At 64.2% G+C, this 14,609-nt stretch carries 7 protein-coding genes; all 7 read left to right on the top strand.

Annotated features, from left to right (window positions below):
• Nucleotides 1-508 precede the first annotated feature (508 nt).
• On the top strand, nt 509-2,944 hold the full coding sequence (locus tag ACI790_RS01035) for an N-6 DNA methylase (protein WP_456567915.1): 2,436 nt from the start codon (nt 509-511) through the stop codon (nt 2,942-2,944).
• Nucleotides 2,941-4,158 (top strand): restriction endonuclease subunit S, encoded by a 1,218-nt coding sequence (locus tag ACI790_RS01040; protein ID WP_456567916.1) that lies wholly within the window; start codon nt 2,941-2,943, stop codon nt 4,156-4,158. The genes ACI790_RS01035 and ACI790_RS01040 overlap by 4 nt, the downstream gene beginning before the upstream one ends.
• Entirely contained in the window at nt 4,155-5,099 is a 945-nt protein-coding gene (locus ACI790_RS01045; RefSeq protein ID WP_456567917.1) for a GIY-YIG nuclease family protein, read from the top strand. The genes ACI790_RS01040 and ACI790_RS01045 overlap by 4 nt, the downstream gene beginning before the upstream one ends.
• Nucleotides 5,092-8,178, top strand: coding sequence for a type I restriction endonuclease subunit R (locus ACI790_RS01050; protein WP_456567918.1), 3,087 nt, complete (start codon nt 5,092-5,094; stop codon nt 8,176-8,178). Before ACI790_RS01045 ends, ACI790_RS01050 begins: the two co-directional genes overlap by 8 nt.
• Nucleotides 8,165-8,914 (top strand): M48 family metallopeptidase, encoded by a 750-nt coding sequence (locus ACI790_RS01055; protein ID WP_456567919.1) that lies wholly within the window; start codon nt 8,165-8,167, stop codon nt 8,912-8,914. The genes ACI790_RS01050 and ACI790_RS01055 overlap by 14 nt, the downstream gene beginning before the upstream one ends.
• Before the next feature lie 208 nt (nt 8,915-9,122).
• Nucleotides 9,123-12,479 (top strand): DEAD/DEAH box helicase, encoded by a 3,357-nt coding sequence (locus ACI790_RS01060; protein ID WP_456567920.1) that lies wholly within the window; start codon nt 9,123-9,125, stop codon nt 12,477-12,479.
• Nucleotides 12,476-14,497: a UvrD-helicase domain-containing protein gene (locus ACI790_RS01065; protein WP_456567921.1), complete on the top strand. Its 2,022-nt coding sequence runs from the start codon at nt 12,476-12,478 to the stop codon at nt 14,495-14,497. The genes ACI790_RS01060 and ACI790_RS01065 overlap by 4 nt, the downstream gene beginning before the upstream one ends.
• The last annotated feature ends 112 nt before the right edge of the window (nt 14,498-14,609 follow it).

Consider the following 14,609-nt stretch of genomic DNA (forward strand, 5'->3'; position numbering starts at 1 on the left):
CAGAGTTGTCCGGCATGCCGTCCAGCGGGATCTCCCGCCCGATGACCACCGGCAACCTGATGGCCGACTGCGAACGCTGGTGCCGGGACAACCTTCACCGCCGGGAGGTGCCAGCTCCGAGCGGAACGACGCTCCGCCTGGTCGCCGCTCCGTTGGCCGCCCCGCCGGCCGCACGTCGCACCTTCCGGCCCGGCCCCGGGTGGCCAGCCATTCCGGTCGCGCGCACCGGCAGCTGAGGACCTCTTGGGGCAGGACTCCTGCGCGTGATCGTGGCGGCCGGCCTATGCGGCCGCCGAGCTTCGCGCTCTCGCCACCGGCGGCCGCGCTGAGCCAAGCACCACACCCCTCGTTGGGGGTTGGCGGCCTGAAGCCGAGGCGCCGCCTCCCCGCGTATGCACGAGGGTGCCGGTAAAGTCGGCCGCTGATTGAAGGCCGACGCCGTTTGGGCTGCTTCGTGCTGAAATCAATACAACAATGGCGACAGCCTCATTAAATCGAAAGGCCGCCCGTGGCACTCCGGAAATCTGACCTCTACAGCTCGCTCTGGAAGAGCTGTGACGAGCTGCGCGGCGGCATGGACGCGAGTCAGTACAAGGACTACATCCTCACCCTGCTCTTCGTGAAGTACGTCTCCGACAAACAGAAGACCGACCCGAACAGCCTCATCGAGGTGCCGCCCGGGGGCTCCTTCGATGACATGCTCGCCGCCAAGGGCGACAAGGAGATTGGCGACCGCTTCAACAAGATCATCGCCAAGCTGGCCGAAGCCAGCGGGCTGCGCAACGTCATCGACCAAGCCGACTTCAACGACGAAGAGAAGCTGGGCAAGGGCAAGGAGATGCAGGACCGCCTCTCCAAGCTAGTCACGATCTTCAAGGATCTCGACTTCCGAGGCTCACGCGCCGAGGGTGATGACCTGCTTGGTGACGCGTACGAGTACCTGATGCGGCACTTTGCCACCGAATCAGGCAAAAGCAAGGGGCAGTTCTACACGCCAGCCGAGGTTTCGCGGATCCTCGCCAAGGTCGTCGGCATCGGTCCGAACACCCCGCAGGACCAGACCGTCTACGACCCTGCCTGCGGGTCCGGCTCGCTGCTGCTCAAGGCGGCCGCCGAGGCGCCGCGCGGCATGACGGTCTATGGCCAGGAGAAGGATAATGCCACCTGGGCGCTATCCACGATGAACATGATCCTGCATGGCAACGAGATCGCCGTGATCGAAAAGGGTAACTCCATCGCGAGCCCGCATTTTACGAAGGGTGACCAGCTGTGGACCTTCGACTTCGTCGTCATGAATCCGCCATTTTCCGACAAAGCCTGGACGAACGGACTCGAGAACGACTATGGCCGCTTTGAGTACGGCCGTCCACCGGAGAAGAACGGCGACTATGCTTTCTTGCTCCACGCCCTGAAGTCCCTCAAGAGCACCGGCAAGGCAGCCATCATCCTTCCGCACGGCGTACTCTTCCGCGGCAACGCCGAAGCCACTATCCGCCGCAACCTACTTAAGCGCGGCTTCATCAAGGGCATCATCGGGCTGCCGCCCAACCTCTTCTACGGCACCGGCATCCCGGCCTGCGTGGTCATCCTTGACAAGGAGAACGCTCAGTCCCGCACAGGTGTTTTCATGATTGATGCCTCCAAGGGCTTTATGAAGGACGGCAACAAGAACCGCCTGCGTAGCCAGGATCTGCACAAGATTGTCGACACCTTCAACAAGCGGATCGAGATCGAGCGCTACTCGCGCATGGTGCCGATGAGTGAAATTGCCGATCCCAAGAACGACTACAACCTCAACATTCCGCGCTATATCGACTCCTCGGAGCCCGAGGACCTGCAGGACCTTAGTGCCCATCTGCACGGCGGCATCCCAGACCGGGACCTCGACGCGCTGCAGCGCTACTGGGACGCCTTCCCGGAACTTCGCAGCCAGATCTTCACGCCGAACCGTCCCGGCTACAGCAACCTCGCCATCGATGTCAGCGCGGTGCAGCAGGCCATCTTCGATGCTCCGGGCTTCCACAGGCTGCGTGACGAAGCCGCCGGGATTGTCGAGGACTGGTTCGCCGCGCACCGCGACGCGCTCCTCGGGATCACTGCCGACACCAAGCCAAACGATTTGATCGCGACCCTCGGCGACGACCTACTCGCCCGCTTCAAGCCGATGCCGCTACTCGACGAGTACGACATCTACGAGCAACTCATGTCTTATTGGCACGACGTCATGCACGACGACGTGTATCTCGTCATGGCCGAGGGCTGGCGTGAAGCTGCCAAGCCGCGCAAGACCATCGAGGATAAGGAGCGCAAGCTTTCCGAGACGCCCGATCTTGTGGTGGGCTCCGGCCGGAGCGCCACCAAGTACAGGATGGACCTCATCCCGCCAGCGCTGATCGTGGCGCGCTACTTCGCCGACGACCAGGCTCAGCTTGATGAGCTCAACGCCGCAGCCGAGGACGCCGCGCGGGGCGTCGAGGAGTACGTCGAAGAGCACTCTGTCGAGGACGGACTCCTGGCCGACGCCATGGACGACGACAAGATTTCCAAAGCGCTCGTAACGGCGCGCCTCCGTGTCGCCAAACGCGAGAAGTTCGATCCCGACGAGATCAAGGCGCTTGAGCACGTCCTTGGGCTCTACGAGGCGCAAGCTGCCGCGAAGATGGAAGTCAAGGAGGCGCAGGAAAAGCTCAACCTGGCCACGCTCAAGAAGTACGGCGACCTGACCGAAGACGACGTCAAAGCGCTAGTGCTTGACGGCAAGTGGAAGGCTGTCGTCCTACAACGCGTGAATGGCGAAGTTGAAGCCCTCACGCTGGATCTTGTTGCACGCGTCAAGCAGCTCGGTGCACGCTATGAAGCGGCAGTGGGTGATCTCGACGCGGAGTTGAACAAGCTCGCATCGAAGGTTGCAGATCACCTTGCAGCCATGGGTGTTGAAGTATGACCGCGACATGGGCGACTTCGACCGTAGGTCAGCAGTTCGATGTTCAGCTTGGGAAGATGCTCGACGCGGCGAAGAATGTCGGCATCCCTAAGCCTTACGTTGGTAATCGCGCTGTCCAGTGGGGGCGGGTTGATGTCTCCGCCGGCGGCGTTGTGCCAATGAGTCGCTCAGATCTCCAGCGTTATCGATTGCGAGATGGCGACCTCCTAGTTTGCGAGGGCGGGGAGGTCGGGCGGGGTGCAATCTGGCGAAACGAATTGCCAGAGTGCTACTACCAGAAGGCTCTGCATCGACTTCGCCCAAAGAATGGTTACGATGTTCGGCTGATGCTCGCGCTGCTCGCATACTGGTCTGCAACAGGTGCCTTCGCCGACTTTGTAACCCAGACGAGTATTGCTCACCTTCCGCGTGAAAAGTTCGTCCAAATGCCGCTTCCGCTGCCGTCGGAGCCAGAGCAACGTCGGATCGGCGAGGTACTTCAAGACGTCGACGACCTGATCGGCACCCTTGGACGCCTCATTACCAAGAAGCAGACGATTATGCAGGGCATGATGCAGCAGCTGCTGACCTGCCGCACGCGCCTGCCGGGGTTCACTCATCCCTGGAGGACCTCTACATGGGGCGAGTTGTCCACAACAATCGCAAGTGGAGCGACCCCGAGGCGGTCCGATCCGCGAAACTGGGGCGGCTCCATCCCCTGGGTGACCAGTACCGAGCTGAAGCGTGGAAAGATTCGTCAGATTCCTCAGCGGATCACCGAAGCCGGCCGGAAGAGTGCCAGCCTTAGGATCTGGCCGAGCGGCACCTTCCTGATGGCAATCACAGGACTCGAGGCCGCGGGAACGAGGGGGAATTGCGGACTTCTTATGGCGGATGCGGCGACAAACCAGTCATGTATGGCGGTGATTCCCGGGCCAGAACTCCTGACACCGTATTTGTTCTATTACTACCTTCACTATGGCGAGAGTCTGGCTTTCAACTACACGCAGGGCACTAAGCAAATGAGCTATACCGCGAGCATTGTGCGCTCGCTCCCGATTGAGCTGCCATCCGACGTGGGGGAGCAGGCCGCGATCGCGGACATGCTGTCCTGCGCCGATGCTGAGCTTGAGGTATTGCAGGTACGTCGCGCCAAAGCTCAGAACATCAAGGCTGGCATGATGCAGCAATTACTGACCGGCCGCACGCGGCTGCCGCTGGAGGCCGCGGGGTGAGTAGCGGCAAGTCCGTTCGGCTGTTCCTGGCAGATGGCACGCCCGGCGGGTTGCTGACGGCGGAGATCATGAACTGGACGGGGCACGTCGTGGCGGCCCCGCGATCGGACCTCGCGACGCTCCTGAAGCGCCCTGAGGCAACCCGGACCGGCATCTACATCCTTCTCGGCGATGACCCGGACAGTCTGGGTGGCCAGATGGCGTACATCGGCGAGGGCGATGACGTCAGCAAGCGGCTGTATCAGCACGCTCGCTCGGAGGACCAGAACGGCAAAGACTTCTGGGATCGAGCCGTCGTGCTAACCAGCAAGGACACCAACCTGACAAAGGCGCACGCCCGCTACCTGGAGAGCCGGTTCATCACGCTTGCTCTCCAGGCCAACCGGGCACGGCTCACCAACGGCACCACGCCGTCGCCCATTGTCCTGCCAGAGGCCGACGTGTCGGACATGGAATACTTCATCGAGCAGGCCAAAATTGTGCTGCCGGTGCTGGGGGTAAACATCTTCCGGTCGCCGAAAACGACGTTGCCCGTACCGAGCGCCGGGCCGACCACCACTCGGGCGGGTTCGCCGATGTTCCAAATGTCCGTAAAGAAGTCGGGCATCACCGCAACCGCACAAGAAGTCGACGGCGAGTTCACCGTGCTCGAAGGCTCGGGCGCGCGACTCAAGTGGACCGGCGTCGCCGGGCACAGTTACGCGGGCCTGCGGGCAAAGCTGGAGCAAGACGGCACGCTGGTGCCAGCGTCCGACGGTGCAGCAATGCGCTTCACTCGCAACCACGTGTTCGCCAGTCCGAGTGCCGCAGCGGCAATCGTGGCTGGGCGCAGCGCCAACGGCCGGGTTGAATGGCTAGTGCAAGGCACGCGCCGAGCCTATGGGGAGTGGGAAACGGAAGGAGTTGAGGAGGCGATGCAGAAGGAGGTTCGTGATGAGTGACGTGGGACAGATCGAACGGAAGGCCCAGGACCGCGTGGTTGCGCTGCTTCGCGACCAACTCGGGTACGAGTGGCTCGGTAACTGGGCATACCGCGGTCACAACGCCAACGTCGAGGTCGGCCTGCTGACGCAGAGCCTCAAGGCACGGGGCTACGACGACAAGCTCATCACCCGGGCCCTCGATCAGCTTGGCAAGGCCGCCGCAGTCGGTGCCGGCCACGATCTTTACGAGGCGAGCCGGGACGTCTACGGGCTGCTGCGCTATGGCGTGAAGGTCAGGCCGGGCGTTGGCGAGCAGACCAGAACGGTCTGGCTGATCGACTGGACGAACCCTGAGGCGAACCACTTCGGCATCGCCGAGGAAGTCACAGTCCTCGGCCAGCACACCAAGCGGCCCGACGTGGTGCTCTACGTCAACGGCCTGGCGCTCGCCACGCTGGAGCTCAAGCGATCCAAGGTCGCGGTGTCGGAGGGCATCCGGCAAACCATCGGCAATCAGAAGCCGGAGTTTATCCGGTCCTTCTTCTCCACCGTCCAGTTCGTCTTCGCCGGCAACGACGTCGAGGGCCTCCGCTACGGCGTCATCGACACGCCCGAGAAGTACTGGCTGGAGTGGAAGGAGCCGTCCGACGTCGGCGACCCGCTCGACCGGGCACTGCTGCAGCTGTGCAGCAAGGCACGCTTCCTCGAGCTGATCCACAACTTCATCGTTTTCGATGCGGGCATCAAGAAGGGCCCGCGCCACAACCAGTACTTCGGCATCAAAGCCGCCCAGAAGCGGATCGCTAAGCGCGAGGGCGGCATCATCTGGCACACCCAGGGCTCGGGCAAGTCCCTGACGATGGTGTGGCTCGCCAAGTGGATCCGCGAGAACCAGCCCGACGCCCGCGTCTTGCTCATCACCGACCGCACCGAGCTCGATGAACAGATCGAGAAAGTGTTCGGCGGCGTCAACGAGCAGATCTACCGCACTAAGAGCGGCGCCGACCTCATCGGCACCCTCAACGCGAGCGAGGAGTGGCTGATCTGCTCACTCGTCCACAAATTCCGGGCCGCCGACACCGACGACGAGGACGACGAGGCGACCGCCGACTTCATCAAGGAGCTGCACGCACGCATCCCGAAGGACTTCAAGGCCAAGGGCAACATCTTCGTCTTCGTCGACGAGGCCCACCGCACCCAGTCCGGCAAGATGCACCAGGCGATGAAGCAGCTCCTGCCGGAGGCCATGTTCATCGGCTTCACCGGCACCCCGCTGCTCAAGGCCGACAAGGCCACCAGCATCGAGACCTTCGGCTCGTTCATCCACACCTACAAGTTCGACGAGGCCGTTGAGGACGGCGTCGTACTCGACCTGCGCTACGAAGCCCGCAACATCGACCAAGAGCTGACCAGCCCCGACCAGGTCGACAAGTGGTTCGAGGTCAAGACCAAGGGCATGACCGACCTGTCCAAGGCCGAGCTGAAGAAGCGCTGGGGCACGATGCAGAAGGTGGTCTCCTCCGAGCCCCGAGCCAAGCGGATCGTCAACGACATCCTGCTGGACATGGAGACCAAGCCTCGCCTGATGGACCGGCGCGGCAACGCCATGCTGGTCGGTTCGAGCATTTACCAGGCCTGCAAGTTCTACGAGATGTTCGTAGCGGCTGGTTTCAAAGGCAAGTGCGCCATTGTCACCAGCTACGTCCCGAACGCCAGCGACATCGCCAAGGAGGACGCCGGCGCGGGCAAGACCGAGAAGGTCCGTCAGTACGACATCTACCGCAGGATGCTGGCCGACTACTTCGACGAGCCGGAAGACACCGCAGTCAACAAGGTCGAGGAATTCGAACAGGCGGTCAAGAAGCAGTTCCTCGAGAACCCCGGCCAGATGCGGCTGCTCATCGTGGTTGACAAGCTGCTGACCGGCTTCGATGCCCCGAGCGCCACCTACCTCTACATCGACAAGAGCATGCGGGACCACGGCCTGTTCCAGGCGATCTGCCGGGTCAACCGTCTGGACGGGGACGACAAGGACTACGGCTACATCGTCGACTACCAGGACCTGTTCAACTCCCTGGAGTCCGCCATCACCGACTACACCTCGGGTGCCCTGGACGGTTACGAGAAGCAGGACATCGAGGGGCTGCTGTCGGATCGCATCGAGAAGGCACGGGAGGATCTCGACGAAGCGCTCGAACGCGTCCGGGCGCTCGTTGAGCCGGTGGCGCCGCCGAAGAACACCCTGCAGTATCAGCAGTACTTCTGCGCCATAGAGCAGGGCAACGCCGAGCAGCTCAAGGTCAACGAGCCGAAGCGCGTCGAGCTGTACAAGGCAGTCGCCGCCGTCACCCGCGCCTACGGCAACGTCGCCAACGAGATGACCGCCGCGGGCTACAGCGCGGCCGAAGCTGAGGCGATCAAGAAGGAGATCGCGCACTACGTCGACGTGCGGGCCGAGGTGAAGCTCGGTGCAGGCGAGGACGTCGACTTCAAGCAGCACGAGGCCGGCATGCGGTTCCTGCTCGACACCTACATCCAGGCCGGTGCCTCGCGGGTCGTCTCCAACTTCGAGGATGCCGGCCTGATCGACCTGATCGTCAAGCTGGGCGCGGACGCCATCGACAAGCTCCCGACCGGAATCAAGAAGGACCCCGAGGCGGTTGCTGCGACGATCACCAACAACATGCGCAAGGTGATCGTCGACGAGCGGGCGATGAACCCGAAGTACTACGACAAGATGTCCGAGTTGCTCGATGCCATCATCGAGGAGCGTCGTCAACAGGCCATCGACTATCAGGAGTACCTGGCGAAGTTGCTCGACGCCGCCAAGAAGCTCGGGACGAAGGAATCGGACACCGCCTACCCCGCCTGGGCGGACAACGGCGCGCGCAGAGCCCTCGTGGATTTCGGCTGGCCTGACCCGGCCATGCCGATCCAGGTCGACACCGCCATCCTGACGAGCAAGCCGCACGACTGGGTGGGCAACACGATGAAGGAGAAGGTTGTCAAGCGAGCGATCAGTCGCACTCTGCCGGTTGACTTCGACCGTCTCGATGAGCTGTTCGACCTGGTGAAGGCCCGGGATGAGTACCGCTAACGCCTACCTCAGCGTCCGCGGCATCGACATCGACGTCGTCTATAAGGACATCAAGAACCTGCACATCGGCGTCTATCCGCCGATGGGTCGCGTACGCGTGGCCGCCCCGGAGCGGCTCGACGACGACCAGGTGCGGCTGGCCGTCATCCAGCGCCTGCCCTGGATCAAGCGGCAACGCGAACAACTGCAGTTCGCCGAGCGCCAGTCCGAGCGCGAGATGGTCACGGGGGAGTCCCACTACGTATGGGGCACGCGGCATCGCCTCAAGGTGGTCGAGCGACCCGGCCGCGCCCACCTGGAGCTCGACGGCAGCCGGCTCTTGCTCTACGTCCCGACGGGCACGAGCACGGAGCGTCGCCGCGACCTTCTCGATCACTGGTACCGGGAGCAGCTGCGCCACGCCATCCCCGCCGCGATCGCCATGTGGGAGCAAAGGATCGATGTCTCCGTGCCCAAGTGGAGCGTCCGGCGCATGAAGACCAAGTGGGGTTCCTGCAACCGCGAAACCGGACACATCTGGTTCAACGTTGAGCTCGCCAAGAAGCACCCGGACTGCTTGGAGTACATCGTCGTCCACGAGATGACGCACTACCTGGAACGGAATCACGGGGACCGTTTCACGAAGCTCATGGACCGCCACCTGCCCGACTGGCGCAGCCGCCGCAATCAGCTGAACGACGCGCCGCTCGGTCATGAGCAGTGGCTCGAGCCTCCGTCGAAGGCCAGCCCGAAGTAGTCCGGCGACCGCGCACGCGGATCTCGGACGTCAACGGCCACGGCGATGGCTTGACACTCGCGTTCAACTGCCGACCGCTGTCGACGAGGTGGCGACGACTGCCCCACTCATCGGAATGACACCTATCCGGCTGGAGTGATCCAGGCCGCTGGCTGTGATTTGCTGATGACGTTCTGTAGCAGGGGGTGCGATCTAGGAGTCAGAGGCTTTGTTCGGGTATACGGCGGAGCAGGTCAAGACGAGCTACGGGTACCACCCCGAAGCGCAGGATGCGGCGGAGCTCGCCGCCTTGGTCCCGGGCCTCGCAGCCTTGTTCGTCGGGCCGCCTCGGTTGGAGCAGCGCGATCTCTTCGGGCAAGTCCGCCATCTCGGTCAGGCCGATGTTGAGCTTCCCGAAGGCGTCTACTGGTTCTCGGGGGGAGTGGAGACCAGGAGCTTGATCGTCTCTCGTGGAGCGCCGCCCGGGACCAGCCAGCACGTCCACGCAGATGCACTCTCCGATGACCACGCACTGCGTGACGCGGAGGCGTGGTTGGACCACCTGTGGTCGCTCGGAACCGACGTGCCTGCCCCGAAGTTCGGGGTCAACGACGACGTCATGGTGGTCAGTACCGGTCGAGACCATCCCGTACGGGGCCGCCGATTCAACGCTGGAAAGTGGATCTACGACCTTCGTGTCGACGGACGTCAGGTCGCCTACGGCGAAGACCTGCTCGCCGAGCTCCAATCCAGTGACACGGTGTTCGACTGGATCAAGCAGGCGCCGGACACTGCCCGCCGACTGAGCGCAACGCTGACTCGGGAAAAGCTAGCCGGGGCTTTCACGGATACCCTGTTCTCGTTCCGCGCGACACGAACCATCTTTCGCGCTTACCAGTTCCGCCCAGTCATCCGCATGCTGGAGTCGGGCAAGTCGCGCATCCTCATCGCTGATGAGGTCGGCCTCGGCAAGACCATCGAGGCTGGTCTCGTCTGGACGGAGCTGGAGGCGCGGAAGTCCGCCGACCGCGTCCTCGTCGTATGTCCCGCGTCGTTGATCGCGAAGTGGCGACGTGAGATGGAGGACCGGTTCGGATTTCAGCTCGTCGAGCTCTCGGGTCCTGCGGCCACCGAGTTCGAGCAGCGGGCGCGGGAGAACCGGCTGCCTCGCCGGTTCGCCTACGTCGTCAGCCTCGAGCGATTCCGCATGTGGCACGCGATGGAGGAGCTAGCCGATCTGGTAGGTCCCCTCAGCCTCGCCATCGTCGACGAGGCGCACAACATGAGGAACGCCAGCACGGCGTCTCACCAAGCCGGTTCCCTCTTGAGCGAGTGGGCCGAGGCCCTCGTCCTGCTGACCGCGACCCCCATCAACTTGCGCAACGAAGATCTGTACAACCTGTTGGAGCTGCTCGCGCCAGGCGACTTCGGAGACGCCGGTTCCCTCGAGCTGCAGCTGGAGCCGAACGTCGTCCTCAACCGCGTGGGTGGCCTCCTCGCCGCCCCTGATGTCGCTGGCGTCGATCGCGTGCGCGTGCTGGACGAGATGCGGTCGCTAACTATGGGACGCCCGCTGGTCAAGCGGGTCGAGTTCGCGTCCCTGCGGGACATCGTCGGGCGGGACGACCTCAGCGCTCGTGACATCGTGCAGGCACGGCGCTACCTCTCCGAGCTGAACGTCCTCTCCTCGGTCTTCACCCGCACACGGCGGGTGGAGGTCGATGAGAAGAAGGCGGTACGGAAGGCCATGGACACGCAAGTCGTGTGGACGCCGGCCGAATCTCGGTTCTACGACGAGTACGTCACCTGGTGCCGCAATCGCGCGGCGGCCGCCGGTCAACCCGCCGGCTTCGCGATGCAGATGCCCTTGCGTCTGGCATCTGCTTGCTTGCCCGCCGCTCGGAACGCGGTGTTGCGGTGGAGCACCGAAGAGGTCGTCGCCGACGAGGACTCGACCAGCCTGCCATCGGGGTCCAAACCTCCAATGCTTAGGCCGCACATCGAGCTCGTGCAAGCCGCCGAAGCGATCGACGGCGTCGACAGCAAGTTAGACGCCGTCGTCCCAAAGCTCTTGGAGGTCATCGACTCGGGTCGCCGGGCGTTGCTTTTCACCTTCTCGCGTCCGACCCTCGCGTACCTGGAGAGGCGCCTCCGGGACCGGTGCCGAGTGGCTGTCCTCCACGGTGGCATCGACCGTGATCGCCGAAGCCAGGTCATGGCGGAATTCCGTGATGGCCACTACGACCTCGTCCTCGCCAACAAGGTGGCCAGCGAGGGACTGGACTTCGAATTCTGCTCGGTGATCGTGAACTACGACCTGCCGTGGAACCCGATGGAGGTCGAACAGCGGATCGGGCGCATCGATCGAATCGGTCAGCCGGAGGAGCAGATCTCCATCCTCAACGTCTGGTGCCCGGCGGCTCTCGACGACCGCATCAAGCAACGGCTCCTCGCCAGGATCGGCGTCTTCGAAGGCAGCATCGGGGCCCTCGAGCCGATCGTGACAGACCACCTGAAGGCACTTCAGGACGTCGTGTTCGACTTCGATCTCAGCGACGCCCAACGAGCGGCCAAAGCGGACCATGCACTGGCCGCCATCGAGGAACAGCGGAGCAGTCTCGAGGACCTCGCGACGGCGACACCGTTCCTGCTCGGGGCGTCCAGTGACGACGTTGCGGGCCTGGAACGCGACCTCGTGGCCTCCGGGCGGTACGTCGGTGCTGCTGAGCTCCTCCACCTCCTCGAAGACTGGGCTTCCCTGTGCCAAGCGTCGCCGCCAGTGGCGATCGACGCAGGCACGGGCCTACGCCTCCGAGGAAACCGCGACATGGCCGACCGGCTGAATCGGCTGGTGGCCGAGGAACGACTGAGCCGCGACGAAGCCGGCCGTTACGAGCGCGCCCTGCGGAACGAGGAAGAGCTGCACCTCGTCTTGGATCAGGAGACCGCGCGGACAAGTCAGACGATGGACCTGCTCTCGGCACGGCACCCGCTCGTCCTGGCGGCCGCCAACGTGCCCGAGCAACGTCAGGCCCGCTTCGCGGTCATGCGCGTGCCGGCCCGAGGGGAGCTGCAGCCCGGGACCTTCGTCGTCCAGCTCGCGGTCGCGCGCTGGGAGGCGCCCCGTGCCGGTCAGGAGATCTGGGGGACGGCCGTGAGCATCGACGCTCGACTCGTCGGTGAGCAGTACGTCGATGTCCTCCTGGCCCGCCTGGCGACGGGGGAGCTGCAGGAGGGGACGCAGCCGGTGCCCGCAGCGCTCGACAAGTGTGTGGACGTTCTCCAAGGACTCATGGACGACCGGATGCTCCGCGAGAACGAGAATCGGAGGAGCGCGATCGCCGCGCTCATCGAGTCTCGGCGGGTTCTCCTCGAAGACCAGCACGAGCGGGCGCGCGCCTCGATCCGAGCCCGCCGGCGGACCGCCCTCGAGCGCGGCAAGACGCGTGGCGTGAAGCTCTTCGACAGCCAGCTGGCATGGCGAGAAGAGGCGCACCGCCAGACGCTCAACGACCTCGACAAGACCGGGGCCCCGGACGTGACGGTGTCCCCGCTGGCCATCTGCGTCGTCGAGGTGTGCGAGTGAGCGCGCACGACCCAGCTGTCCTGGCTGACGAGCGGGCGCGCAACAAGCGCTACGTGCAGACCCTGACGGACAAGGCCAACCGAGCGGTCAGGATCGCTAAGCCGCGTGTGTCTGGACCCGCCAGGGGCCGCAAGGGTGTGGTGCAACTGGACCGCCCGGTGCCCCAACCCTTCGTCGGACGAATGGGCCTGAGTGCCCCGGATCCGCTCCTGGGAACGGACAGCATCTACGTCGGACAGTGGTACGCCCGGGAACAAGACTTCGTGGTCATTAGTTGGGCGGCGCCGGCAGCCGACGCGTTCTACGGCCATGGCCCCGGTACCGATTTGATCGGCGAAGTGCAGATCACGCGGATCTTCACTCCTCGTGGCGATGACATCGTCGGGTACGACGACGAGCGGCGGGATAAGGGCGCAGGAGAGACAGCCTTCGACCGAAAAGCGGCGCTCGCTGTGCCACGGCCGCCGGCGGGAAGTCAGTCGGCTAGTGCTCCGGCTGGGGGCTCTCGGCAAGACTCGGCGCCTTCGCCGCAACCGGTGAAGCCAAGCCACCAAGCCCCGCAGCGCGCGACCGTCCCAGAATCGGCTGCCACTGGACAGAATGCAGATGAGGGACGGAGCGGCACCAGCGTTCCCGATGCAGTGGCCTTGCGGCACAGGGAAGCGCTGCTCAGGACACTCGCTCAACCGCGACGGACCGAGCTTCGCCAGGTCCTCGCAACCCTCCAGCCTCGTCAGCACGACCTCGTCAAGTGGGATGCGGGGGTGCCCCTCGTGGTGCAGGGGCACCCCGGTGCCGGGAAGACGATCGTCGCGGTTCACCGCGCGGCCTTCCTCGTGCACCCGGAGCGGGAGGGCGTTGCCATCCGGGGCAAGGTGCTGCTGCTGGGCCCCACGAACTACTACGTGCGGCACACGTCGAAGGCGGTACGCGCACTCGTTCCCGACGGCGCTGTCATCGTGCGCAGTCTCCGCGACATCTTCAGAAGGATCGTCCCGGAGCTGAACGACGGGCTAGATCCCGAGAGCGGTCACTCTGCGACCTATCGGGATTTCGACTTTGAGCTCTGCACGTTGGTCGACGCTGTCGCGGCTTCCCTACGCAGGCGCGGGCGGTTGGAGACGGCGAAGTCCAGGACCGAGGCGGGCAGGCTCATCTACGACCGGCTGAGTCGCAACGCGCATCTCGCGCCGCCTGACTGGCAGGCGTACCTGCGGTCCTTGCCGGACTGGGGCGTTGCCTTGCGCTCGGAACGCCTGTCGCCTCTGATCGCCTACTGTGCGCTGGCCTCAGGGATGCACCGGTTCGAGTCCCCGGGCCACGTGATCGTCGACGAAGCTCAAGACATGCGCCCGATCGAGTGGCGCATCCTGCGGTTGCTCGTCCGTGCTGATGCTGGCTGGACTCTCGTCGGTGACATGAACCAGCGCCGCTCGGACCACAGCAGCATGTCGTGGCAGCAGAGCCTCGAGTTCTTGGATCTTGCCGTGGACACGCACATCGAGGACTACAAGAGCGTCTTCCGCTCGACGACAGCGATCCACAAGTTCGCTGGCCACTTGCTGCCACGACACGAGCGCCACGGCATGGCTGTGCAGGAAGAGGGCAGTCGCCCGGTCACGTGGAAGGTCCGGTCCGCGGACTTGCCGACGGTCGTTGTCACAGCGGCGTCCAAGCTGGCCAGGGACCACGCTGGCGGGACGGCTGCTGTCATCGGCGTGGAGGCGATTCCGCTGCGGGCGGCATTCGCAGCGCAAGGGTGGAGGGCTCGCACCGCGGGCAGCGACGAGTACTCGGACGGGCAGCTGACGGTGCGAGTGCTTTCAGCCGATGACGCGCGGGGCTTGGAGTTCGACGCCGTCGTCGTTGTTGAACCAGCTGACTTCCGCAAGAACCTGGGACGGCACGGGCTCCTGTACACGAGCCTCACTCGAGCCAATCGCTCGCTTGCGGTCGTGCATGCGAAAGCGCTGCCGGATGAGCTGCGGCGCGCTCCAGCTGATCGGCTCGACCAGTAGTCGCAACGGACCGCCAGTCCCGACAACGCCTCGTGTAGTGGCTTGCTGGATCGTGTATCGGCGCGCGGCGGTTCGGGGACGTCGGTACGGCGTGGCAGGCTGCGGCAGCAGC

It is taken from the genome of Blastococcus sp. SYSU DS0539 (assembly GCF_054050855.1).